18 protein-coding genes and 1 pseudogene are annotated in these 23,013 nt (G+C 71.0%); 7 read left to right on the top strand and 12 right to left on the bottom strand.

The window, feature by feature from the left end:
• Nucleotides 1-16: 16 nt before the first annotated feature.
• The 3 genes from KOI47_RS07550 (at nucleotide 17) to KOI47_RS07540 (ending at nucleotide 3,592) form a co-directional block, all read left to right on the top strand.
• Nucleotides 17-859, top strand: coding sequence for a serine hydrolase (locus KOI47_RS07550; RefSeq protein ID WP_216217168.1), 843 nt, complete (start codon nucleotides 17-19; stop codon nucleotides 857-859).
• A 307-nt stretch (nucleotides 860-1,166) separates the two neighbouring features.
• Nucleotides 1,167-2,069 (top strand): M23 family metallopeptidase, encoded by a 903-nt coding sequence (locus KOI47_RS07545; RefSeq protein WP_216215211.1) that lies wholly within the window; start codon nucleotides 1,167-1,169, stop codon nucleotides 2,067-2,069.
• 17 nt (nucleotides 2,070-2,086) lie between these two features.
• Entirely contained in the window at nucleotides 2,087-3,592 is a 1,506-nt protein-coding gene (locus tag KOI47_RS07540; RefSeq protein WP_232376601.1) for a sialidase family protein, read from the top strand.
• 64 nt (nucleotides 3,593-3,656) lie between these two features.
• Here KOI47_RS07540 and KOI47_RS07535 read toward each other — a convergent pair whose 3' ends face one another.
• From KOI47_RS07535 to KOI47_RS07505, 7 genes are all read right to left on the bottom strand, one after another.
• Nucleotides 3,657-3,884 carry a hypothetical protein gene (locus tag KOI47_RS07535; protein ID WP_216217773.1) on the bottom strand — a complete coding sequence of 76 codons (228 nt, stop codon included), beginning with the start codon at nucleotides 3,882-3,884 and terminating at the stop codon, nucleotides 3,657-3,659.
• A 143-nt stretch (nucleotides 3,885-4,027) separates the two neighbouring features.
• A complete protein-coding gene (locus KOI47_RS07530) occupies nucleotides 4,028-5,272 on the bottom strand; it encodes a hypothetical protein (protein ID WP_216215208.1) in 1,245 nt (414 codons plus the stop codon).
• An 87-nt stretch (nucleotides 5,273-5,359) separates the two neighbouring features.
• A complete protein-coding gene (locus tag KOI47_RS07525; RefSeq protein ID WP_216215207.1) occupies nucleotides 5,360-7,183 on the bottom strand; it encodes a glycosyltransferase family 39 protein in 1,824 nt (607 codons plus the stop codon).
• The gene (locus KOI47_RS07520; protein ID WP_216215205.1) at nucleotides 7,180-8,421 is read right to left on the bottom strand and encodes a bifunctional glycosyltransferase family 2/GtrA family protein; all 1,242 of its coding nucleotides are present in this window, start codon (nucleotides 8,419-8,421) and stop codon (nucleotides 7,180-7,182) included. The genes KOI47_RS07525 and KOI47_RS07520 overlap by 4 nt, the downstream gene beginning before the upstream one ends.
• A 70-nt stretch (nucleotides 8,422-8,491) precedes the next feature.
• Nucleotides 8,492-10,300, bottom strand: coding sequence for an ArnT family glycosyltransferase (locus KOI47_RS07515; RefSeq protein ID WP_232376600.1), 1,809 nt, complete (start codon nucleotides 10,298-10,300; stop codon nucleotides 8,492-8,494).
• Between the two features lie 30 nt (nucleotides 10,301-10,330).
• Nucleotides 10,331-11,806: a HAMP domain-containing sensor histidine kinase gene (locus KOI47_RS07510; RefSeq protein WP_216215202.1), complete on the bottom strand. Its 1,476-nt coding sequence runs from the start codon at nucleotides 11,804-11,806 to the stop codon at nucleotides 10,331-10,333.
• Nucleotides 11,784-12,515: a response regulator transcription factor gene (locus tag KOI47_RS07505; RefSeq protein WP_269756714.1), complete on the bottom strand. Its 732-nt coding sequence runs from the start codon at nucleotides 12,513-12,515 to the stop codon at nucleotides 11,784-11,786. The genes KOI47_RS07510 and KOI47_RS07505 overlap by 23 nt, the downstream gene beginning before the upstream one ends.
• A 188-nt stretch (nucleotides 12,516-12,703) precedes the next feature.
• Between KOI47_RS07505 and KOI47_RS07500 the strand changes: the two genes are divergently transcribed.
• Nucleotides 12,704-13,261 (top strand): hypothetical protein, encoded by a 558-nt coding sequence (locus KOI47_RS07500; RefSeq protein ID WP_216215201.1) that lies wholly within the window; start codon nucleotides 12,704-12,706, stop codon nucleotides 13,259-13,261.
• A gap of 9 nt (nucleotides 13,262-13,270) precedes the next feature.
• On the opposite strand, the gene KOI47_RS07495 is transcribed toward KOI47_RS07500, so the two are convergent.
• Nucleotides 13,271-14,233 carry a carbohydrate-binding protein gene (locus tag KOI47_RS07495; protein WP_216215199.1) on the bottom strand — a complete coding sequence of 321 codons (963 nt, stop codon included), beginning with the start codon at nucleotides 14,231-14,233 and terminating at the stop codon, nucleotides 13,271-13,273.
• A gap of 186 nt (nucleotides 14,234-14,419) precedes the next feature.
• Here KOI47_RS07495 and KOI47_RS07490 point away from each other — a divergent pair, with 186 nt between their 5' ends.
• Nucleotides 14,420-15,121, top strand: coding sequence for a YwaF family protein (locus tag KOI47_RS07490; protein WP_216217164.1), 702 nt, complete (start codon nucleotides 14,420-14,422; stop codon nucleotides 15,119-15,121).
• Nucleotides 15,122-15,124: 3 nt separating this feature from the next.
• On the opposite strand, the gene KOI47_RS07485 is transcribed toward KOI47_RS07490, so the two are convergent.
• The 3 genes and pseudogenes from KOI47_RS07485 to KOI47_RS07475 all read right to left on the bottom strand — a co-directional run bounded on the left by KOI47_RS07485 (nucleotide 15,125) and on the right by KOI47_RS07475 (nucleotide 19,157).
• Nucleotides 15,125-17,023, bottom strand: coding sequence for a helix-turn-helix domain-containing protein (locus KOI47_RS07485; protein ID WP_216217163.1), 1,899 nt, complete (start codon nucleotides 17,021-17,023; stop codon nucleotides 15,125-15,127).
• A pseudogene (locus KOI47_RS07480) lies at nucleotides 17,001-18,343 on the bottom strand (MFS transporter). Before KOI47_RS07480 ends, KOI47_RS07485 begins: the two are co-directional and overlap by 23 nt.
• A 46-nt stretch (nucleotides 18,344-18,389) precedes the next feature.
• Nucleotides 18,390-19,157 (bottom strand): 3-hydroxybutyrate dehydrogenase, encoded by a 768-nt coding sequence (locus KOI47_RS07475; protein ID WP_216215197.1) that lies wholly within the window; start codon nucleotides 19,155-19,157, stop codon nucleotides 18,390-18,392.
• Between the two features lie 133 nt (nucleotides 19,158-19,290).
• On the opposite strand from KOI47_RS07475, the gene KOI47_RS07470 reads away from it, so the two are divergent.
• Nucleotides 19,291-19,581, top strand: coding sequence for a YrhK family protein (locus KOI47_RS07470; RefSeq protein ID WP_216215195.1), 291 nt, complete (start codon nucleotides 19,291-19,293; stop codon nucleotides 19,579-19,581).
• A 100-nt stretch (nucleotides 19,582-19,681) separates the two neighbouring features.
• Nucleotides 19,682-21,184, top strand: coding sequence for an alpha/beta hydrolase (locus tag KOI47_RS07465; protein ID WP_216215193.1), 1,503 nt, complete (start codon nucleotides 19,682-19,684; stop codon nucleotides 21,182-21,184).
• 131 nt (nucleotides 21,185-21,315) lie between these two features.
• On the opposite strand, the gene KOI47_RS07460 is transcribed toward KOI47_RS07465, so the two are convergent.
• On the bottom strand, nucleotides 21,316-23,010 hold the full coding sequence (locus KOI47_RS07460; RefSeq protein ID WP_216215191.1) for a glycerol-3-phosphate dehydrogenase/oxidase: 1,695 nt from the start codon (nucleotides 23,008-23,010) through the stop codon (nucleotides 21,316-21,318).
• Between the last annotated feature and the right edge of the window lie 3 nt (nucleotides 23,011-23,013).

The raw sequence follows: 23,013 nt of genomic DNA, 5'->3' as shown, positions 1-23,013 counted from the left end.
GATGGCCATACACGTGATGCTGGTCGCGCTACTGACCGGAATCCTGCCGGTACCAGCGGCACAGGCGAGCACCGGAACGGCCGCCGCTGGGGAGGCACAGGGCATCGAAGCCTTCGACCCCGAACTGCGCGCCCGCATCGTGGCCGCCGAGCGGTACGCGCGCAGCAGGCCCGGATTCACCGGCATCGTGCTCCGCGACCGGCGGACCGGCGCGATCTGGCGCAATGCCCACTCGGGCACCCTGATCTGGGCGTGTTCGACGCCGAAGCTGGCCATGGTGGTGGACCTGCTGGTCCGGGCCGAGTCCGGGGCGGTCAGCCTCACCGCCGATGATCGTGCCCTGATGCGCGCCATGTTGCACTCCAGTGACAACGATGCCGCGCACATCCTGTGGGACCGCTACGGCGGTACCGAGTTCGCGACCCGCTTTCCGGACTACGGGATGACCGATATGCGGTTCAGCGAGGACCATCCGCATCATTGGGGTTGGATTCGCACCACCGCCGACGATCTCGGCAGGCTCGTCGACTACGCACTCGAGCGGTTGCCTGCAAGGGATCGCGACTACCTCGTGCGCGAGCTGCGTACGGTGGCACCCAACCAGCAATGGGGCGTCTGGGGCGCGGGCACCGCGGCCCGGCCGGGGAACAAGAACGGCTGGGCCGATGACAACGCCGATGGGTCCTGGCTGATGAACTCGGTCGGTTTCGCCGGACCGGATGCGCGCTACACACTTGCGATGATGAACAACACGCAGGTGGTCGACAACGGTTACCAGGTCGGCGAGGAGACCACGACCCGGATCAGCGAGATCCTGTTCAAGGACTATTTCGACGGTACGGGTGGCCCCGGCGTCTGATCACCGGACCGGGAAAGCGGTGCTGAGCGCGAAGGCGCTGCCGTAGTCGTCGTGTTTGCCGCCCACGCGCACGCGTTTGCCGCCCACGCGCACGCGTTTGCCGCCCACGTACGCGAGTTTGCCGTTCCCGTACGGACCGGCGGGGCGGTATCGGCCTGGCACGTCCGGCGCGCGTATGTGGCGGGCCAACGCGTGCATGTGGCTGGCAAACACACGGATGTGGAGGGCAAACGCGGTTGTACGGGTTTTGTGCGGGCGGGCGGCAGCCTGTCCGCGGGAGTTCCACCCTCATCCGAAGGGATCACATATGAAGCTCAGCAGAGCGATCACCCTGTGCCTGGCACTGGTCATGGGGCTCGCGGGCACGGCGGCGGTGGCCACAACGGCCAGCGCGGCCGACGAGGCCGGACCGCGCCCCGCCTTCCAGCTGCCGTTCCCCTGCGGCCAGACCTGGAACGGCAACCAGAGCGCGAGCAGCGCGCACCGCTCGTGGGAGATCGACTTCAACCGCGGCGGCTCGGCGGGCGCGGACCTCGGGGACACCGTGGTCGCGGCCGCGGGCGGCACCGTGGTGATCTCCTCGCACCAGGGTTCCACCAACGGCTACGGCAACCTGGTCAAGATCGACCACGGCGGCGGCTGGTACACCTACTATGCGCACCTGCGCGTGCGTTCGGTCGCGGTCGGCGACCAGGTCCGGCTCGGGCAGCGGATCGGCGAGGTCGGCAACACCAGCAAGCCGGGCAACAACATCAGCCCGCACCTGCACTACGAGGTGCGCACCGACGGCAGCTACCCTGGCAACATCCAGCCCGCCTACTTCGACGGGGTGCGGTTCGGCTACCCGATCCAGAACGTCACCTCGAAGAACACCTGCGCCGGCAAGAACCCCTACAGCGCGGCCGAAGTCTGCGGGGACGGCTATCGGGTGATCGACTCCGCCGCGGTCGGCGGCTCCGGTGTGGTGTACCTGCTCTACAACTCCGGGAACCAGCACAACTGCGTGACCACGCTGAAGAGCAGGTCCATCGGCACGGCCACCCCGACCTCGGCCTACCTCGAGGTGCAGGGCTCGGCGCGCAAGACCGACAGCGGCGACTTCTCGTACTACGCGGGCCCGGTGTCCGCCGCGGCCGGCCGTACCTGCGTGAAATGGGGCGGATCGGTCGGATCCGACTCCTACCACAGTGACTTCGAGCACTGCGACTGAGAGCCGGGGATCTCGAGGTGAGAACAACGCGGAAAGCGGTGGCGGTACTGGCCGCCACCACGGCGATCGCGGGCTCGATGGCGGCGGCGCGGGCGGCCCCCGCGGCCGCCGCTCCTGCCCCGGCCGCGGTCGGCAGCACGGTGGTGTACCAGGAACGGTCGGAGGGCTACGACTGTTTCCGCATCCCGGCCGTACTGAAGGCGAACAACGGTGATCTGCTGGCCTTCGCCGAGGGCCGTAACGGCGGGAACAGGTTCTGCTCCGACGCGGGCGATATCGACCTGGTGCTGAAGCGGTCCAGTGACGGCGGCCGGACCTGGAGCGCCCCCAGGGTGGTCATCGAGGGACACGGCGACACCAAGGGCAATCCGACGCCAATCCTGATCCCGGAAACCGGGCGGATCGTCCTGCTGTCCACGATGCAGTGTGTGCGGAACCCGAGTTGTGGCCGGATTCCCCGGGTGCAGCACAGCGACGACCACGGCCGGACCTGGAACGCGCCCCGGGTACTCACCGGTCAGCTGGGCTTCACCGAGGCGCCGGGATGGCTGGCGACCGGGCCGGCACACGGGATCGTGCTCAGCAGGGGCCCGCACGCGGGCAGGCTGGTCGCCGGAATCAACTACTCGGACAACGGGAAGAACAGCGCGGCCATCATCTACAGCGACGACCAGGGCAGGACCTGGCAGCGCGGGGCCACCTACACCAGCTCCACCGGTACGATCCACCCACAGGAGCTGAACCTGGTGCAGCTGGTCGACGGCCGGATCTATGTGGCCGCACGCAACCAGGCCTACGCCGACGCGAAATGCACGGCCGACGGCCGCCGCAACCGGCTGCACGCCCTCTCCGCCGACGGCGGGGAGTCGTTCAGCCAGGGGTTCGCCTTCGAACCGGACCTGATCGCCCCGAACGTGCAGGGCGCGGTCTCCCGGATGAGCGCGACCGACCAGGGTGACGAGTACAACCGCCTGGTCTTCACCGCACCGTCCACCTGCGACCGCCGCAAGGAGCTGGTACTCAGTTCCTCCTTCGACGAGGGCGGGAACTGGACCACGAAGTCGCAGGGCGTGCGGATCTGGGACAAGGACGCGGCCTACTCCGATCTGGTGCGCCTCGGCCGGGGTTCGGTCGGCGTGTTGTACGAGGCCGGACCGACCTGGAACGCCAACGAGACGATCCGCTGGTCCAAGGTGACCGCGGCGGATCTCGGCGCTCCGGTCTGCGGCAGCGGGTACGGGGTGATCGACAGCAGGCCACTCGGTGACGCCGGGACCGTGTACCTGTCCTACAACGCCGCGAACGGACACAACTGCGTCAGCACGATGAAGTCGGCCGCGGTCGGCTCGCCCACTCCGACCTCGGCCTTTCTGGAGGTCAGCGGATCGAGCAGGCGCACGGACTCGGGGAACTTCTCCTGGTTCGCCGGTCCGGTCCGGGCCGAGGCCGCGAACACCTGCGTCCGCTGGGGTGGCTCGGCGGGTTCGGCCGACTACGAGAGCCCCTTCGAGCACTGCGACTGAGCGGGCTGAACACGCAGGCATAGCGGGTGTGTGCGCAGACGGCCGCGCACACCCGCTATCCCGGTCAGCGGCCGTCGATCAGGCGCATCGCGCCGCGCACTCCGGCCTGGTCGAGGCGGGGCGCCATGGTCCACGCCGGAATCCAGCTGGCGTTGCCGCCATCGAGGCAGGCCCAGGTGTTGGGGGCGTGCTCGGCGAACTGGTTCGCCGCATAACGCAGCAGGCCCGGCCGGGCCTGCCGGCAGCCGATCGGCGAGATCGGCCGCGTAGGTACAGGAGTCCACGGCGGCACGGATATCACCGCTCCGGTTCCGAACCACCGTGCCCCTGGCCGTTCGGCGATCTCGGTTCGATGGCGTGCGCCCGCGGGTCCCCGGGGTGCTCGCGCCGCCGCCGCGGGAGTCGCGGCGGCGGCGTACGACTGGATACGGGTGGTCAGCACCTGTCGACGACCGGCTCATCCGAACCGGTCAGCAGGTATGTGTCGGAAACGTAATGCCCTGGGCCGATCCGGTTCCAGATGTTGCTGGTTCCGAAGTGGCCACTGACCGTCTCACCCTCCACATAGCACTCCAGGATCACCTCGGCGTGCTTCGCCGCGAAACCCTTTATGGCGGTGCTGGTGCTGGCACCCGCGCGCACGTTCAGCGGGTCGCCAGCGGTGACGACCTCACCGGTCTTCCCTGATCCGGTCCACAGGTAGCTGACGTTCACCCAGCCGTTGTCGGACATCTTCAGCCCGTCCCAGAAGGTGCCGTCCGCGAGGTCGATGCCAGCCGGGTTGGCCACCCGCCTGCCGAACTGGTCCTTACCGCCGTTGTACCCGTCCTGGTAGGCGGCCTGCGCCTCCGGCTTACCCCGCGGCAGGTCCTGCCACATCTGCCGCTGCGAGGAGGGGTTCCAGTAGTCGTCCTTGGTGTTCCACGGGCCGACGTCCCATACCGGCGCGTACTCGCACCGGCTGTTGTCGGTGCGGCACACCCGCACGGTGTAGTCCCCGGCGTTCTTCGGTGCCAGCCCGCGCCGGGAGGGCAGCGCGACGAAGTGATCCCTGCGCTTGATCACGTGCCCGTTCGCGGTCGTCCCGCCGACCAGGCCCTCCCTGGTGGCGAACACCCGGTAGGTCTTCGGCGCCGCCGCGGCGCCGGCCCTGGCCTGCGGCACGGTGTCCCCGCTCAGCCGCACCGCGGACACCGCGGGGCTCGCGGTCCCGGTTCCGGCCAGCCCGACCCGCACCTGCACGGTGGACACCTGCCGGTCCAGTACGGCCGCCCCGCCGGTGGCCGGGGTCCACTCGGTCCACGACTCGCCATCCCGCGTACCCCGGACGTCCACCTCCACCGCGGTGCCCTCCGGGAGGGTCGCGCTGGTCTCCGCGGCGATCCGGTTCACCGAGCGCCCCAGCCTGCGCTCGGGCAGCAGCAGGTAGCCCTGGCCGCCGGTGGCCCGCACGGAAGCGCCCCGTGCACCCCGATCACGCAGTGTAAGATTGCCCCCCGCGAACCGCACGTTGACGTCGTCTCCATCCACAACGGACAGATCAATGTTCCAGGCGCCCGTGCCCTGCGCCGGCGCCGCCTGGGCGGGGATCGCGGCCAGCCCGGCGGCCAGCGGTACGGAAAGCGCCGCGGCCACGGCGCAAGCCAGTCTTCGCCTGCTCGGTATCGAGTTCCGCGCCATGTCGGTTTCCCTTCAACGTGTTCGGGGTTGGAGTGCATGGCGGAGTGTGCGGCAACCGGATACACGATCCGTACAAAAGCTCGCCGGTCAGCCCGCGGGGAGGGTGAGGTCGTACACCGTGCTGCCACCCACGGTGACCGCGGTGTAGTTGTTCCGCACCCACTCCCCTATCTCGCCGGAACCGCGGGTGAATCCGCCGGTGCCCTCGCCGATGTAGTAGCGCACCTGGCCGTCCGCGACATAGCGCTGGAACTCCGCCAGCGTCGGCGCCGGATCGGCCCCGGTGAACCCGCCGATCGCGATCACCGCGGTGCCGCTGCCCAGCGCGAGGCTCGCGCCCTGCCGGGCGCCGTCGGTGGCCGCGGCCCATCGGGTGCCGGTGGCCGCCAGCAGGTCGAGCAGTGCGGTATCGGCCGCCGTCGACCCGCCCGGCGTACCGTCCGCCGAGCCACCGGACTGCGGGATGGAACCGTGGTGTGGCACCGAAACATCCGCCACGGCGACCGTAGCGGGCCCGAGCAGGGCGGCGAGCGCGCACACCGCGACCAGCGCGGTACCCAGCCTGCGTAACCGGTCCACCCCGAGTAGCAACCCGGCCACGGCCAGCCCGGTCAGCACAAGTACCAGCACCCGCACCGCGACCGGGCCGAGGTCGTACCGGGCCAGCAGCAGGTAGCCCCAGAGCCCGCTCACCGCCACCATCAGGGTGAGCAACAGCAAGGCGGCGAAGTTGTGCCTGCCCCGCCACAGTTCCCGGCCGCCGATCGCGGCCAGCGCGCCGACGGCCGGGGCGAGCGCCACGGTGTAGTACGGATGCAGCGTCCCGCTCATAAAGCTGAACACCCCGCCGGTCACCAGCAGCCAGCCGCCCCACAGCAGCAACGCCGCCCTGGTGCGGTCGGTGCGGGGTGCACGCCGGGTGAACCACAGACCCGCGCCAAGGGCGAGCAGGGCCGCGGGCAGCAGCCAGGAGACCTCTACCCCCATGCTGTCGCCGAACAGCCTGCCGAAACCGGGCTCGCCACCGAAGGCGGTGCTCATTCCGCCCGGCCCGCCGCCTGCCATATTGCCGTTGGTGCCGAGGATGCGGCCGAGCCCGTTGTAGCCAAGGGCCAGTTCCAGCGCGCTGTCGGTCTCCGAGCCACCGATGTAGGGCCTGCTTGCGGCCGGCCACAGCGCCACGGCGGCGATCCACCACCCCGCGGCCACCACCACGGCACCCGCGGCGCCGAGCAGCTGCGCCAGTCTGCGGCCCAGAGTGCTCGGCGCGGCCACCAGGTACACCAGCGCGAACGCGGGCAGCACCAGGAACCCCTGCAGCATCTTGGTGAGGAAGGCGAACCCGATCGCGGTCCCGGCCAGCAGCAGCCAGCGCAGGGACGCCCGCTCGGTGGCCCGCAGCACGCAGTAGGCCCCGGCCACCAGCAGCAGCGTCAGCAGTGCGTCCGGGTTGTTGAACCGGAACATCAGCGCCGCCGCCGGGGTGAGGGCCAGCGCGGCACCGGCGAGCAGCCCGGCGACCGGACCGGACCAGCGGCGGACCGCGGCGTAGGTCAGCCCCACCGCGGCCACCCCGCACAACGCCTGCGGCACCAGCATGCTCCAGCTGGAGAACCCGAACAGCCGCCCGGACAGCCCCATCAGCCACAGCGCGGCGGGCGGCTTGTCCACGGTGATCACGTTGCCGGGGTCAAGCGAACCGAAGAACCAGGCGGTCCAGTCCTTGGTTCCGCCCTGCACGGCCATCGCGTAGTAGTCGTTGGCCCAGCCGGATGCCCCGAGCTTCCACAGGTAGAGCACGGCGGTACCGGCCAGCAGCACCAGCAGGGCGGGCCGCTGCCAGCGCGGCCTGGCGGTACCCCCGGCGGTGGCCTGCGGCCGGGCGGTTGGCGCGAGTGCGGTCGCGGTCATCGGCGGTTCTCCGTGCGGTCGGGGTGGAAGACCCAGTTGCGCAGCAGCAGGAAACGCAGGACGGTGGCGGCCAGGTTGGCCAGTACCAGCACGGCCAGCTCGGTGCCCCGGCCCGCCGAGGTGAAGGCGTGCAGCAGCGCCAGCGCGCCGCTGGTGAGGACCAGGCCCAGCCCGAACACCACCAGGCCCTCGAACTGGTGCCTGCCAGCCGCGGCCCGCCCGCGCACGCCGAAGGTGAACCGGCGGTTGGCCGCGGTGTTCCCGACCGCGGTGAGCAGCAGGGCGACCAGGTTCGCCGCCTGTGCCCCGAGCCCGCCCCGGAACAGGGTGAAGATCGCCAGGTAGGCCAGGGTGCTGGTGAGGCCGACCGCGGCGAACCGCATCACCTGCCGGGCCAGCCGCGGCGGCACCCCGGGTGCCTCCGCGGGCGCGGGATCCCGGCCAAGCTGGGCGCGCAGCGCGGCGATCGGCAGCGAACCGGTGAGCGTCGCCCGGCCGAGCCTGGCGATACCGCGCAGGTCGGCCATGGCGGTGGCCAGGATGTCCACCCGGCTGTCCGGATCGTCCACCCAGTCCACCGGTACCTCGTGGATACGCAGCCCGGCCCGCTGGGCGAGCACCAGCAGTTCGGTGTCGAAGAACCAGCCGGTGTCCTCGACCAGCGGCAGCAGCCGCGCGGCCACATCCGCCCGGATGGCCTTGAACCCGCACTGCGCGTCCGAGAAGCGGGCGGACAGGGTGCCGCGCAGCAGCAGGTTGTAGCAGCGTGAGATGACCTCCCGCTTGGCGCCGCGGGTGACCCTGGCCCCGCGCGCCAGCCTGCTGCCGATGGCGAGGTCGGAGTGCCCGGAAATGAGCGGCGCCACCAGCGGGAACAACGCGGCGAGATCGGTGGAGAGGTCCACGTCCAGATAGGCCAGCACGGTGGCGTCCGATGCCGACCACACCGCGCGCAGCGCCCGGCCGCGGCCCTTCTCCGGCAGATGCGTCACCCGAACTTCCGGCAGTTCCCCTGCCAGCCGCCGGGCAATGGCCAGGGTGCCGTCGGTGCTGGCGTTGTCGGCGATGGTGATCCGGCACCGGAACGGGAAGGACTCCCGCAGGTGGGCATGCAACCTGCGAACGCACTCCTCGAGATCGGTTTCCTCGTTGTATACCGGAATCACCAGGTCGAGCACGGGTGCCCTGGTGCCACCGTCCACCGGGCCCGTGGCCGGTTCCGCTGTCGTCGAAGTCATGCCCCCACCTTCCGCCGTACCGTTGTGCCCACCTTGTGGCGTGGCTGTGCGTCCGCTGTGAGCCCGGTCGTCACGCGGTCAGGTCGTAGACGGTCACTCCGTCCACAGTGGCCTCGGTGAAGTTCTCGGCTACCCATGCGGCGATCCTTATCGACTCGTCGCTACCACTGTCCCCGCGCATTCCCGGACCACCGAGGAAGAAGTGGATCTGTCCGGTTCGGACGTATTGCTGGAACCGCGCGAGGGTCGGGGCGGGGTCGGTACCGTTGAACCCGCCGACGGCGAGCACCGGAACCCGGGCGGCGAGCTGGTACCCGGCCGCGTTGTTGGACCCGACGGCAGCGGCGGCCCAGGTGTAGTCCCCGGCATCCTCGGCGAGCAACGCCGCCAGTTCGGCGCCCGGCTCGGGCGCGCCAAGGAGCCCGCCCATTCCTCCGCCGCCGGGAGGGCCGCCGAACCGTGTCGTGCCCGGTCCGGCCGCGGGCAGGGCACCGCTGTGCGGGGTGGCGGCGGTGGCCACCGAGTACGCTGCCGGACCCGCCAGCGCCGCAACCAGGCCGAGACCCACGGCCGCGGCGGCGACCCGCCGGGGCAGGCCACCGACCAGGAACAGCAGCGCGGCCGCGAGCAGCCCGGCGAACAGCACCACCGCGGGCAGCACGGACCACTCACCGCCACTGCCGCGCAACAGCAGAAACCCCCAGATCCCGGTCACTCCCGCGGTGGCGGCCAGCACCGGTCCGCCGAACTGGAAGCGCCAGCGCCAGGCCAGCACCGCCCCGCTGCCCACCAGGGCGGCGATCGCGGGGGCCAGCGCCACGGTGTAGTAGGAGTGGAAGATGCCGTCCATATAGCTGAACACGGCCGCTGTCACCAGCAGCCATCCACCCCAGAGCAGGAAGGCGGCCCTGGTGCGGTCGGTGCGCGGGGCCCGCCTGGTCAGCCACAGCCCGAAGCCGAGGAAGACTACGGCGGCCGGCAGCAGCCAGGATGCCTGGTCGGCAAGCCCAGCACCGAGCAGCCTGGTCCAGCCGGGGTCGCCCCAGCCACGCCCGCCGCCGACGCTGCCGACCTCTTCCCCGGTGAGCCTGCCGAAACCGTTGTAGCCAAGGGTCAGTTCCAGCACGCTGTTGGTCTGCGAACCGCCGATATAGGGCCGCTGGCCGGCGGGCCACAGCCGCACCACCAGCACCCACCAGCCCGCCGCGACCACCATCGCGACCGCGGCGACGAGCACCTGGCCCAGCCTGCGCCCCGGCCGCACCGGCGCCGCCAGCAGATACACCAGCACGAAGGCGGGCACCACCAGCAGCGCCTGCAACATCTTTGCCAGGAAACCGAACCCGAGCAGGGTGCCGGCCAGCAGCAGCCAGCCCGTGCCGCCCCGTTCCAGTGCCCGCACCAGGGCATAGGCCGCGGCGACCAGCAACAGCACCAGCAGCGCGTCCGGGTTGTTGAACCGGAACATCAGCACCGCCACCGGGGTCAGCGCGAGCACCGCACCGGCGAGCAACCCGGCGACCGGACCCGAGCAACGGCGTACCGTGGCGTAGGTCAGCCCCACCGCGGCCACCCCGCACAACGCCTGCGGCACCAGGATGCTCCACGAACTGAGCCCGAACAGCCGCACCGACAGCCCGGTCACCCAGAGCGCGGCCGGGGCCTTGTCCACGGTGATCCCGCCTGCCGGGTCGGTGGCGCCGAAGAACCATGCCGTCCAGCTCTGCCCGCCGGCCTGCGCCGCCGCGGAGTAGTAGGCATTGGCCCAGCCGGACTCGCCGAGGCCCCACAGGTAGAGCACGGCGGTGGCCAGGAGCAGGGTGGCGACAGCCGGGCGCATCCACCGTACGGCGCGCGCGTCCGATGTGGACATGGTCATGCGTCCACTCTCGGTGCGCGCGCTGTGCCCCTACTGGGGACTGCCTGTGCGCGAGCTGTGCGCGGGCAGGATGACGGTGAACTCGGTCCGGCCGGGATGGGTGTCCAGCCGGACCTGACCGTGGTGCGCGGCGACCACCGCGGCCACGATGGCGAGGCCGAGGCCGGTGCTGCCTGCCTCCCGGGAGCGAGAGGTGTCCCCGCGGGAGAACCGCTCGAACACCTCGGGCCGGATCTCGGCCGGGATGCCGGGGCCGTCGTCGGCGACGGCGAGTCGTACCTCGCCCTTGGCCGCGGCCAGGATGGTGCGCACGGTGGTTCCAGCCGGGGTGTGCGTGCGGGCGTTGTTCAGCAGGTTGAGCACCACCTGGTGTAGCTGGCTGGCGTCGCCGAGCACGGTCACCGGTTCCGGCGGGGCGGTGAGCAGCCAGCGGTGCTCGGGGCCCGCGACATGCGCGTCGGCCACCGCGTCGGCGACCAGCCGGGACAGGTCCACCGGCTCGCGCGCTACCGGGCGCCCGGAGTCCAGCCTGGCCAGCAGCAGCAGTTCCTCGACCAGGCTGGTCATCCGGCCGGACTCGGCCTCCACCCTGGCAAGGGCGTACCGCACGTCCGGCGGCACCGCCTCCCCGTGCCGCCTGCTCAGCTCGGCATAGCCGCGGATCGAGGCCAACGGGGTGCGCAGCTCGTGGCTGGCGTCGGCGACGAACTGCCGCACCCGGCTCTCGCTGCGCTGGCGGGCGGCCAGGGCGGCGGCCACATGTTCCAGCATCCGGTTCAGCGCGGCACCCACCTTGCCGACCTCGGTACGGGTGTCGGTATCGGCCTCCGGCACCCGGACCGAGAGCGCGACCTCACCCCGGTCCAGCGGGATCTCCGCGACCTTGCCCGCGGTGGTGGCCAGCCGGTCCAGCGGCCGCAGTGTCCGCCGCACGGTCAGCGCCGCGATCGCCCCCGCGGCCAGCAACGCGGTCACCGCGACCCCGCCGAGCACGAACCCCAGCCGCCACAGGGTGTCGTGCAGCCCGGCAAGGGGAAGGGCGGTGACCCGCCTGCCCTCCGGCGTCCCGGTCGCGACCGCCCGGTAGTCACCGAGGTCGCCGAGGGTCACCGTGCGCGGGCGGCCGTCGGCGGGCAGGCGCTCCAGCGGCTCCCGCTGCTCCCGCTCCAGCGGGTCGATCGAGGTGTCCGGGGCGAGCCGGGCCGCTTCACTCAGCCCGCCGGGCAGCAGCCGCGCGGCGACCGTACCCACCGGCTGGCCAGGGACCCGCAGGTAGAAACCGAGGCCGGGCGGCGGCGGTAGCCGGTCCGGGCCGCCGGGGCCGCGGTCGCTGGCGGCCGCCAGCTGGGAGTCGAGCTGGTCCAGCAGGAAGTCCCGCAGCGCGAACTCGGTGACCACCCCGACCACGAGGCTCACCAGCGCCAGCAGGCCGAGCACCTGGACGAGTAGCCGCCCGCGCAGCGACCACGGCCGCCGGGCACGTTCACCGCGGCGGTTTGAGGACATACCCGGCGCCCCGCATGGTGTGGATCATCGGCTCCCGGTCGGCGTCGATCTTCTTGCGCAGGTAGGAAACGTATAGCTCGACGATGTTGGCCTGCCCGCCGAAGTCGTAGCTCCAGACCCGATCGAGTATCTGCGCCTTGCTCAGCACCCGCCTGGCGTTGCGCATCAGGTAGCGCAACAGCTCGAACTCGGTGGCGGTGAGCGAGACCGGTTCCCCACCGCGGTGCACTTCGCGGCTGTCCTCGTCCAGGGTGAGGTCGCCGACCACCAGCAGGGAGCCCTCGGAGGCGGCGACCACCCTTGCCCTGCGCAGCAGCGCGCGCAGCCGCAGGGTCACCTCCTCCAGGCTGAACGGCTTGGTGACATAGTCGTCGCCACCGGCGGTCAGCCCGGCGATCCGGTCCTCGACCGCGTCCTTCGCGGTGAGCAGCAGCACCGGCAGGTGCGGGTTCTCCGCACGCATCCGGCGTAGCGCCTCGAGACCGCTGAAGTCCGGCAGCATGATGTCCAGCACCACGGCATCCGGCCGGAACTCCCTGGCCAGGCGGACCGCTGTCGCGCCGTCCGGCGCGGTGCGCAGCTCCCAGCCCTCCATCCGTAGCGCCATCGACATGAGCTCGGCGAGGCTGGCCTCGTCGTCCACCACGAGTACCCGCACCGGGCTGCCGTCCGGCCTGCGCAGCTCGACCCGGTTCGGGTCGGTGTTCATGCTGGTCACGAAGCCTACTCTGGCGCGGGAGGTTGAGCCGGGGCTGTGGTTTTCCTGTGCGCGAGCTGTGCGAGCCCGAACGCTTTACCGGGGCCCACAGGGCGCGCCCACCTGGCACACAGCCGGTACACAGCCGCGCGGCGGATGCTCACCGGTGCCGGTCCACGACCGAGGGAAGGATCAGACCGATGAGCAACGAGCAGACCCCGTCGCCGGAGCAGGCCCCCGCGCCCGCGTGGGGTGACCAGCAGCCGCCCGCCCGCCGGTGGTCCGGCCGCAAGACCGCGATCGCGGCCGCCGTGGCGGTGGGCATCGCCGCCGCCGGTGGCGTGGCGGTGTACGCGGGCACCAGCGCGGCGGGCACCGACGGACGCGGCGGGATGCAGGGTGGCCGGTTCGCCGGACCGCCGGGCGGGATGATTCGTACGTTCCAGGCGCTGCACGGCGACTTCGTGGCCTCCGACGGGAACGGCGGGTACTCCACGCAGCGGATGCAGACCGGGGAGGTCACCGCGATCGACACCGACTCGATCACGATGACCAGCGAGGACGGCTACACCCAGAGCTACCTGCTGGACGGCGACACGGCCGTCAGCGGTGAGCGGCCGGAGGCGGGGGACGAGCGGACGGTGGTGGCGGAGGTCGATGGCGACACCGCGACCGCGCTCACCGTTTCCGAGCCCCGCCCGGCCGGCGGCCCACCGGATGGCATGGGCAGACGGCCCAACGGCCAAGCCGGCAACTGACGAAACTGGTCAGGTCCACCAGCGGTGCCAGAGTGCGAGGTCGGTGCCGAGGGCGAAGACGTCAATGCGGTTGTAGCCCCAGGAGACGGCTCCCGGCCCGGTGGTCAGCACGCCACCAAGCGACTCCCAACCGGACCAACCACCCTGATACCACTTGTGCCACAGGGCGTTGTCCGTACCGCGGACGAACACGTCCAACCGTCCTGGCGCCCAGGAGGAGACCCCCGGCCCGGAGGTCAGCACGCCACCAAGCGACTCCCAACCGGACCAACCACCCTGATACCACTTGTGCCACAACGCATCGTTCCCACCGCGGGCGAACACGTCGATCCGGCCACTACTCCAGGAGACCGCCGCCGGATACGACGTCAGGTAACCGCCGAGGGATTCCCAGCCGGACCAGCCGTTCTGGTACCACTTGTGCCACAGCGCGCCGTCGCCGCCACGGCCGAACACGTCCAGCCTGCCCGGCGCCCAGGAGGACACCGCGGGGGCGGAGGTGAGGTACCCACCGAGGGACTCCCAACCGGACCAACCACCCTGATACCACTTGTGCCACAACGCGTTGTCCCCACCACGGGCGAACACGTCGATCCGGCCATTACTCCACGACACCGCGGCCGGGGCCGAGGTGAGGTACCCGCCCAGCGACTCCCAGCCGGACCAGCCGTTCTGGTACCACTTGTGCCACAGGGCGTTGTCCGGCCCCACGGCGAACACGTCCAGCCTGCCCGCCGACCAGGAGGAGACCGCGGGCGCGGACCGTAGCGAGCCGCCGAGCGATTCCCAGCCGTACCAGGTCTGGGTGCCTGCCCGTGGTTCGCTGCCCTCCGGCAGCAGCCCGGTGAGCGCGTCGTGGGATGCGGTCTTCACCGGGACGGCCGCCGGAGTCCCGGCCCCGGCGGACGGAGCCGCGACGAGCCCGGCCAGCGCGAAGAAAGAAACGATCAGCAAGGTCAGATATCTTCGCATGATTCCCCTTTCGATCAATGCCTCTATTTCATCCTAGGCGTGATCGCATTACGAACAATGAGCTGGATGGTCGAAGCACCGGCAATCGGATGGCGGCCCGATTCCGGCCCCGTGACGAGACTCTTTGGAGTACCTTTTTGTTGACCTTTCAGCATTTTTCGGCCTAGCCTGGCCGGCGTGGAGCCGATGCCGGGCAGGGACGAGTTCACCGTGTTCGGCGTCTCCCACGTGGTCACGCTCATGGTGTTCGCCGTGGTCGCGACCGCGCTGGTCTGGCTGGGTCGCCGATACGGGCGAGCCGGAGCGGTGTGGTGGTCCGGCCGGGTGCTCGGGCTGGTCATGCTCACGACCCAGGTGGCAGGGCAGGCCTATCTGACGTTCACGGCCACGCACATCGAGAATCGACTGCCACTGCATTTGTCCGATCTGGTCGGTGTCGTCGCGGCATACGCTTTGTGGTCCCAGCGTCGCTGGGCCTGCGCCCTCACCTATTACTGGGGAATCGCGCTGAGCCCGCAGGCCCTGCTCACCCCGTTCTACCGCGGCGCGGACTTCCCCAGCACGGGTTTTCTGATTTTCTGGGCTATGCACCTGTTCGTGGTGTGGGTGGCGATCTATCTCACCTGGGGGCTGCGAATCAGGCCGGATTGGACGGTCTTCCGCAGTACCGTCGCGGTGACCCTCTGCTGGGCCGGGGCCACCATGGGGCTGAACGCCGTCCTCGACACCAACTACGGCTTTCTCAACGAGAAGCCGGAGCGCAGTTCCATGCTGGACCTGCTGGGCCCCTGGCCCTGGTACCTGATTCCGGAGATCGTGCTCGTACTGGTGGTGTGGGCGCTGATGACCTGGCCCTGGACCCGCAGCCGGGCCAGGGCTCGCAGCTGACCGCTACCCCGGCCCGGAGACGGCATGCAGCCGCAGCGCGAGCTGGATCTCCAGGGCACGCTCGGGTTCCTGCCAGTCCGTCCCGAGCAGCCCTGCGATCCGCTCCAGCCGCTGCGCCACCGTGTTCACATGCACGTGCAGCTCGTCCTTGGCCCTGGTCAGGCTGCCGCCGCAGGCGAAGTACGTGTTCAGGGTGCGCATCAGCTCGGTACCGCGCCTGCGGTCGTAGTCGAGCACCGGGCCGAGCGTCGCGCGCACGTAGCCGTGGATGTCGGCGCGGTCACCGAGCAGCGCTCCGACGAAACCGAGGCCGCTCATCGCGGTGCCCGTTCCGCCACGGCCGAGCGCCAGCAGGGCATGCAGGCAGCGGCGGGCCTCGGCATGCGCGTCGACCAGCCCGGCGGGACCGGCGGCGGGACCGGCCGCGCCAACGGTCACCGGGCGGCCGACCGCCGTACTCAGCTCCCCCGCCAGCCGTTCGCCCAAGACCGCGGGGTCCTCGCCCTGCGCCAGCAGCACCACCGTGTCGGCATGGGCGCCCACCATCCTGGCCGGGGGCAGCCAGGGCACGGCCGCGGTGAGCCGCCGCCTGCTGACGTCCCCGGCGTGCGCCACCGCGACCAGATGCGGATCACGCAGGTCGATGCCCAGCCGCCTGCCGCGTTCCAGCAGGCCGTCCGGATCGCGCTCCGGCGCGGTGAGCAGGTCCGTGATCAGCTCGCCGCGCAGCCGGTCCTCGGTTTCCGCCACCGAGCGGCGCAGCAGCAACAGCAGGGCGGTGACCACACTGGCCCGCTCGAACAGCCTGCGGTCGGCCTCGGTCAGCTCGGTGTCCGCGGTCAGGGTGATGCTGCCGAGCAGCTCGGGCCCGGCGAGGATCGCGCATACCCAGGTGCCGCCGTCCTGGATCGCGCGGCCCGCGGTCCTGGACCGCTCGACCAGCCCGGCTGGCAGCTCCCGCGGACCGTGACCCGCGACGGCGAGCTCGCTGCCCGCGGCGTCGTGCACCACGATGCCCCGCGCGCCGAGCACGCTGCCGAGTGCGGCGGCGACCTGCGCCGTATCGCCACCGCGCAGCACCAGGTCGGACAGCCGGTCGTGGGCGTCCTGGGCCCGTGCCATCGCGTCGCTGTGCGCCCGGATGACCTCGTTGGCCGCATTCAGCTCGGCCAGCGCGGTGCGGGATTCCTCCAGCAGCCGCGCGGTGTCCAGCGCGATCGCCGCGTGGTTGGCCAGCGAGGTCAGCAGGGACACCTCCGCGGCGGAGAACTCGCGCGCCGAGCGGTTCGCCGCGTACAGCACCCCGATCACGGTGCTGCCCAGTAGCAGGGGCACGCCGAGGATCGCCACCAGGCCCTCGTCGGCGACCCCGGCGTCGATCGCCGGGGTGTGCTCGAATCGCCGGTCGGTGCCGTAGTTGGCGGTGGCGTAGGGCAGGGCGGTCTGCGCGACCAGCCCGCCGAGGCCCTCCCCGAGGTTCAGCGTGAGCCGCTGGAACAGCGCCGAGGTGGAGCCCTCGGTGACCCGCATGTAGGTCTGCCCGGCCTCCGGGTCGTTCAGGGTGAGGTACGCGGTGTCGGTCAGCAGCAGGCTGCGCGCGCGGTGCACGATCGAGCGCAACACGGCATCGGTGTCCCGCAGCAGGGCCAGGTCGCTCGCGGTGTCGAACAGCGCGGTCAGCTCGGCCTCCCGCCGCGAGTGCTCGGACAGCCTGCGGCGTACCCGCAGTGCCGCCTCGGCCGCGTGCTCGACCTCGGCATCGGCGCCCGCGGCGGCCGCGACCTGCGCGATCCGCTCGACCGGGGCCGCCTGGTCGAGCAGGTCGAGCAGCTCGCGCAACACCGTCACCGTGCTGGTCACCGGGTCGCTGGTCACCGGGTCATCGTGGCACGGGCGCACCATCGCCTTCCCGGCGTGCACGCTCGGCGAGCGAGTCACCCCTTGTCTCCTTCGCCGCGAGCACGGCCAGCACGCTCAGCAGCGCCCCGAACGCGACATAACCGGAGACAGGGACCGCTGAGCCGAACGCGTCCAGCAAGGCGGTGGCGATCAGCGGGGCGAGCCCGCCGGCGAGGATCGAGGCGAGCTGGTACCCGATGGAGGTGCCGGAGTAGCGGACCCTGGTGCCGAAGAGCTCGGCGAAGAAGGCTGCCTGCGGGCCGTACATCGCCGCATGCAGCACCAGCGCCACCGTGGTGGCCGCGGTGATGGCGAACCCGGAGGCGGTGTCCAGCAGGGGGAAGAAGGCGAACACCCAGCCCGCCATCCCGATGGCCCCGACCAGGTACACCGGGCGGCGGCCGAGCCGGTCGGACAGCGCGCCCCATACCGGGATCGCCAGGAACTGCACCATCGAACCGATCAGCACGGCGTTCAGCGCCGTCGACTTCGGCAGTTCCAGGGCCTGCGTGACGTAGACCAGGATGAACGAGGTGATCACGTAGTAGGAGATGTTCTCGCCCATCCGGGCACCCATCGCGATCAGCACCTGGCGCCACTGGGTGCGGAGCACGTCGATGATCGGCGCCCGTTCCGGCTGCGCCCGGCGCGCGGCGGCCGCCGCGGCCTCCTGGAAGACCGGGGTCTCGGCGACGCTGATCCGGATCCACAGCCCGATCAGCACCAGCACGCCGGACAGCAGGAACGGGATGCGCCAGCCCCAGGCCAGGAAGTCGGCCTCGGACTGCACCGCGGCCAGTACCGCGAGCACTGCCGTGGCCAGCAGGTTCCCGCCGGGGCCCCGGCCTGGGGCCAGGAGGCCCAGAAGCCGCGGCGGCGCTCGTCACCGTGTTCGGACACGATCAGCACGGCGCCGCCCCATTCGCCGCCCAGTGCGAAGCCCTGTACCAGCCGCAACAGGGTCAGCAGCAGGGGCGCGGCCACGCCGATACCGGCGTAGGTGGGCAGCAGGCCCATGGCCACCGTCGCACCGCCCATCATCAGCAGGCTGACCACCAGCAGCTTCTTCCGGCCGACCCGGTCGCCGAAGTGGCCGAACACCAGGCCGCCGAGCGGCCGCGCGACGAAGCCGATGGCGAAGCTGGCGAAGGCGAGCAGGGTTCCGGTGAGCGGATCCGCCGAAGGGAAGAACAGCTTGTTGAACACCAGGGCGGCGGCTGAGCCGTAGAGGAAGAAGTCGTACCACTCGACGGTGGTGCCGATCATGCTGGCGGTCACCACCCGGATGATCGACTTCTGCTGGGGTGCCTGGCTCGCTGTCATTGACGATCACCGATCCGCGGTAGGAGTTGGGCAGGAAAGGCAGGACTCAGGAAGCCGTCCAGGCTCCGTCCAGGGTGAGCGAGGAGCCGCTGAGGTAGCCGGTTTCCGGACCGCACAGCCAGCGCACGGCCGCGGCCACCTCCTCGGGTTCGAGCAGCCGCTTGATCGCGGTGCGGTGCAGCAGCACCTCGTCCACGACCTGACCGGGTTCGATGCCGTGCGCGGCCGCCTGGCTGCCGATCTGGTCCTCGACCAGTGCGGTGCGCACGTAGCCGGGGGCGACGCAGTTGCTGGTGACGCCATAGGGAGCGCCCTCGAGCGCGAGCACCTTGCTCAGGCCCTCCAGCCCGTGCTTGGCCGCGACGTAGGCGGCCTTGCCCTGGCTGGCGCGCAGGCCGTGCACGCTGGAGATATGCACGATGCGCCCCCAGCCATGGGCGTACATATGCGGCAGGCAGTGCCGGGCGAGCAGGAACGGGGCGGTCACCATCACCTGCTGCAGCTGGGTGAACCGCTCCGGCGGGAAGTCCTGCACCGGCGCGATGTGCTGCAGGCCGGCGTTGTTCACCAGCACGTCCACCTCGGACGGCAGCTCGTGCACCGCCGCCGGGTCGGCGAGGTCGAGCACGTGGGCCGTGCCGCCGGCCTCCTCGGCTGCGGCCTTGGCAGCCTTGGCGTCGCGGTCCACCACGTGCACACTCGAGCCGGACTCGGCGAGCGCGCGGACGCAGGCTCGGCCGATGCCCGCTCCACCCCCGGTGACCAGGGCGGTGCGGCCACGCAGCGGCGTCGCGGCCGGATTCGTCGGGTTCATCGGACATACTGTGACGGCGAGCACCCATCGGCACCATGTGCCGGGAGCCCATGACTGCCCCCGCGGCTGTAGTGCTCGGCCACATAGGTGGCCTCCGATTGCGCCCGCCCGGGCCCGCTGCGAGGGTGCGACCATGCCCGAGTCCGCCGACCCGCCACCGCTGCTGCTGTCCTTCGGCCACGAGGAACTGGTCATCCGCCAGCGCTACGAGGTGGCCAGCATCGTCAACGACATCCTCATCGCGTTCTGGTTCGTGCTGGGCAGTGTTTTCTTTTTCTACGAAAGCCTGACCACGGCCGGAACCTGGTTCTTCCTCATCGGCAGTATCGAACTGATGATCCGGCCGGTCCTGCGGCTCTCCCGCAGGGTGCACCTGCGCCGGGTCCGGAGCGGGTCACCCGGAGAAACCGCCCAGGACTTCTAGGGGATATTTCGGGGTCGCGGCGCGACCTTCGTCGGTGGCCATCTTTCCGTGCGCATCGGTAGCTTCGGACCGTCGTGTTGATCTTGACCGAAAGGCGCCGATGCGTCATCCATTCCTTTCCATCGCGGCCGCGGCACTGGTCGCGGCACCGCTCCTGATCGCGAGTCCGGCACCGGCACAGGCCGCCGGGCTCGACTGGCAGCCCTGTCCGGACGATGCCGCGCTGGACTGCGCCACCCTCTCCGTGCCGTTGAACTGGGCCGAACCCGACGGCGAACGGATCGAGCTCTCCCTGGTCCGTCGGGAGGGCAGCAGCAAGGCCGGGGACAAGCTGGGCACCCTGGTCTACGGCCCCGGCGGGCCGGGTGGTTCCGGGGTCGCCGACCTGAAGTCCGACCCGATCTTCCAGGACCCCGTCTACCAGCACTACGACGTGGTCAGCTACGACTCGCGCGGGATCGGGGAGAGCAGCCCGATCCGCTGCGAGACCGACAACTTCGTGCGCGACTGGCCCACCACCCGCAGGGAGTTCCGCCGGCAGTTGTGGAAGAACCGGGCGTACATGGCGGACTGCCGCAAGCGCACCGGACCGGTCTATGACCATGTGGACACCCGCAGCGATGTGCGTGACCTGGACACCATCCGCGCCGCCCTCGGCGAGGACAAGCTGAACTACTACGGAGTCTCCTACGGCACGCTGCGCGGCCAGCAGTACGCCGAGATGTTCCCGGAAAGAGTCGGCAGGCTCATCCTCGACTCCACGATGGACCACAGCATCGACAACGCGTGGGATTTCATGCGGACCGAGACCGGACTACGCGAGGAAATGTTCGGCATCTTCGTGGAGCGGTGCGCCGAGCGGCAGGAGTGCGCGCTGCACGGCAGGGACATCGAGGCACTGACCGACCGGCTGTACGAGCGGGCGGAGCGGGGCGAGCTGACCGACCCGGAGGAACCGGGTCGCAAGCTGGACGAGATCGGCCTTGCGCTGTCCATGGAGAACCTGGTGCTCGGCAGGCAGTGGCCGAAGCTCGCCGACCACCTGCTGGCGCTGGAGCAGCAGGCCGATCGCCAGCTGCGGACCGCGAGCGTCCAGGAGGTCGGCAACGATCCGAGCAAGCCGATCTGGTGCAACGACTGGAACTACCGGGTGCACACCTTCGCCGAGGCCGAGTACCTCACCCGCAGGCTCGCCAAGGAGGCTCCCAACGTCCGGTTCAGCAGCTACGACTACTGGGCGGTGGCCTGCCTCGGCTGGCCGCGCAAGCCGGTCAACCAGCCGCACGAGCTGGAGCTCAGCGAGGAGGTTCCGCCGATCCTGATCGCCAACGCCCGGTTCGACCCGGCGACGGTGTACCCCTGGGCGCAGGCCGTGGCCGAGCAGAGCGGCATGCCGCTGCTCACCTACGACGGCGGTGGCCACGGTATGTACTTCGTGGACTCCTGCTCCCGGGAGTACATGCACGAGTACCTGCTGACCGGCAAGACCCCGCCGGACGGCACCCACTGCCCTGCGCAGGAGGGCCCGGCGACGCGGTCGGCCGAGCCGGCCCTGCCGATGCCGCCGAGCCTGACCGAGGGGTTCGCCTCGGCCATGCGCTGAGTCTTATTCCGCGGTCGGGTTATTCAGGTCCGCAACGCGCCTCGCCAGCGCGGTGACCTGCAACGACCGCTCGCACGGGCCTGGCGGCCCGCGGTCGCTGGGTCGTTCTGAATAACCCTCGCTGAGCCGGTTCAGGTTTCCACCGGCTCCGGCGCGGTGAGCCGGGCGGTGTTCGCGGCCAGGTCGTCCTCGGCGTCCTGGGCCGCGAGCTCCGCCCGGACCCGCTCCGCGTAGTGCTCAACCTCCCGCCGGGTACGGGCGGCCGACCAGCCGAGTACCGGGGCCACCAGCTGCGCCACCTCCGGCGCGGCGGCCAGCCCGCGGTCGGCGGCCTCCACCGAGATCCGCATCCGCCGGGTGAGCAGGTCCTCGAGGTGCAGGGCACCCTCGTGGGTCACCGCATACACCGCCTCGGCCTTGAGGTACTCCTGCCCGCCAGGGATCGGCTCGGCCAGCTCCGGTCGCTGCCGGATCAGCTCCAGCAGCTCGCGGACCGCCGATCCGTACCGGCCGAGCAGGTGCTCGATCCGGTGCACCGGCAGCCCGCTGTCCGCCGCGACCTGCTCCCGCTGCGCCAACAGCTCGGCGTATCCGACCGCCCCGAGCAGCGGCAACCTGTCGGTGAGCGAGCGCGGCACCGCCGCGCCGAACCCGCGCACCGCGGCGTCCACCACGTCCTTGGCCATCACCCGGTAGGTGGTGTACTTGCCACCGGCAACCACGAACAGCCCCGGCGCCGGTTCGGCCACCGCGTGCTCACGGGACAGCTGCGCCGTCTCCGCCGAGGTCCCGGCCAGCAGTGGGCGCAGGCCCGCGTACACGCCCTCGATGTCCTCGTGCGTCAGCGGTGTGCGCAGTACCGCGTTCACGTGCTCCAGCAGGTAGTCAAGGTCCGCCCTGCTGACCGAGGGGTGGGCCTTGTCCAGCCGCCATTCGGTGTCGGTGGTGCCGATGATCCAGTGCTGTCCCCACGGGATCACGAACAGCACGCTCTTCTCGGTACGCAGGATCAGCCCGGTGTCCAACCGGATCCGCGCCCGCGGCACCAGCAGGTGCACTCCCTTGGACATCCGTACCGAGAACGGCGCCTTCGCCCCGGCGGCCTGGTGCAGCTCATCGGTCCACACCCCGGTCGCGCTGATCACCCGCCGGGCCCGGACGGTGATCTCCCTGCCGTTCTCGAGGTCCCGTACCGTCGCGCCGGCCACTCGGTCCCCTTCGCGCAGCAGCCCGGTGGCCCGCGCCCTGGTGAGCACGCTTGCGCCGTGCTGGGCCGCGGTACGCGCGATCATCATGGTGTGCCGCGCGTCGTCCACCTGCGCGTCGTAGTACCGGATGGCTCCGGTGAGCGCATCCGGCCGCAGCGAGGGCGCCAGTTCCAGCGCCTTGGCGCGGGAAAGGTGCCGGTGCATGGGCAGCGCCCTTGCACCGCCCATGGTGTCGTACAGCAGCACCCCGGCCCCGATATAGGCCCGCTCCCACACCCGGTGGCGCAGCGGCAGCAGGAAGGGCACCGGCCGGACCAGATGCGGCGCGAGCCTGCGCAGCAGCAGGCCACGCTCCTTGAGCGCCTCCCGCACCAGCGAGAAGTCCCGCTGCTCCAGGTAGCGCAGCCCGCCGTGGATCAGCTTGCTGGACCGGCTGGAGGTTCCAGCCGCCCAGTCCCGCGCCTCCACCAGCGCCACGGAAAGCCCACGGGAGGCCGCGTCCAGCGCCGCGCCCGCTCCGACCACTCCCCCGCCGATGACCAGGACGTCCAGCTCACTCTCCCCGGCCGAGTGCAGCGCGGCCTCCCGGTACTCCGGCCCGAGCCGTGCGGTCCCCATCAT

This window comes from Amycolatopsis aidingensis (genome assembly GCF_018885265.1).
Taxonomy (GTDB): domain Bacteria; phylum Actinomycetota; class Actinomycetes; order Mycobacteriales; family Pseudonocardiaceae; genus Amycolatopsis; species Amycolatopsis aidingensis.
This window is presented reverse-complemented; position numbering and strand designations above follow the sequence as displayed.

What these genes read in the sequence shown, in the direction of transcription:
- KOI47_RS07550 (WP_216217168.1), top strand. Translation starts at nt 17, where the DNA reads ATGCTGGTCGCGCTACTGACCGGAATCCTGCCGGTACCAGCGGCACAG.
- KOI47_RS07545 (WP_216215211.1), top strand. Translation starts at nt 1,167, where the DNA reads ATGAAGCTCAGCAGAGCGATCACCCTGTGCCTGGCACTGGTCATGGGG.
- KOI47_RS07530 (WP_216215208.1), bottom strand. Translation starts at nt 5,272, where the DNA reads ATGGCGCGGAACTCGATACCGAGCAGGCGAAGACTGGCTTGCGCCGTG.
- KOI47_RS07525 (WP_216215207.1), bottom strand. Translation starts at nt 7,183, where the DNA reads ATGACCGCGACCGCACTCGCGCCAACCGCCCGGCCGCAGGCCACCGCC.
- KOI47_RS07520 (WP_216215205.1), bottom strand. Translation starts at nt 8,421, where the DNA reads ATGACTTCGACGACAGCGGAACCGGCCACGGGCCCGGTGGACGGTGGC.
- KOI47_RS07515 (WP_232376600.1), bottom strand. Translation starts at nt 10,300, where the DNA reads ATGACCATGTCCACATCGGACGCGCGCGCCGTACGGTGGATGCGCCCG.
- KOI47_RS07510 (WP_216215202.1), bottom strand. Translation starts at nt 11,806, where the DNA reads ATGTCCTCAAACCGCCGCGGTGAACGTGCCCGGCGGCCGTGGTCGCTG.
- KOI47_RS07505 (WP_269756714.1), bottom strand. Translation starts at nt 12,515, where the DNA reads ATGAACACCGACCCGAACCGGGTCGAGCTGCGCAGGCCGGACGGCAGC.
- KOI47_RS07500 (WP_216215201.1), top strand. Translation starts at nt 12,704, where the DNA reads ATGAGCAACGAGCAGACCCCGTCGCCGGAGCAGGCCCCCGCGCCCGCG.
- KOI47_RS07495 (WP_216215199.1), bottom strand. Translation starts at nt 14,233, where the DNA reads ATGCGAAGATATCTGACCTTGCTGATCGTTTCTTTCTTCGCGCTGGCC.
- KOI47_RS07490 (WP_216217164.1), top strand. Translation starts at nt 14,420, where the DNA reads ATGCCGGGCAGGGACGAGTTCACCGTGTTCGGCGTCTCCCACGTGGTC.
- KOI47_RS07485 (WP_216217163.1), bottom strand. Translation starts at nt 17,023, where the DNA reads ATGGTGCGCCCGTGCCACGATGACCCGGTGACCAGCGACCCGGTGACC.
- KOI47_RS07475 (WP_216215197.1), bottom strand. Translation starts at nt 19,157, where the DNA reads ATGAACCCGACGAATCCGGCCGCGACGCCGCTGCGTGGCCGCACCGCC.
- KOI47_RS07470 (WP_216215195.1), top strand. Translation starts at nt 19,291, where the DNA reads ATGCCCGAGTCCGCCGACCCGCCACCGCTGCTGCTGTCCTTCGGCCAC.
- KOI47_RS07465 (WP_216215193.1), top strand. Translation starts at nt 19,682, where the DNA reads ATGCGTCATCCATTCCTTTCCATCGCGGCCGCGGCACTGGTCGCGGCA.
- KOI47_RS07460 (WP_216215191.1), bottom strand. Translation starts at nt 23,010, where the DNA reads ATGGGGACCGCACGGCTCGGGCCGGAGTACCGGGAGGCCGCGCTGCAC.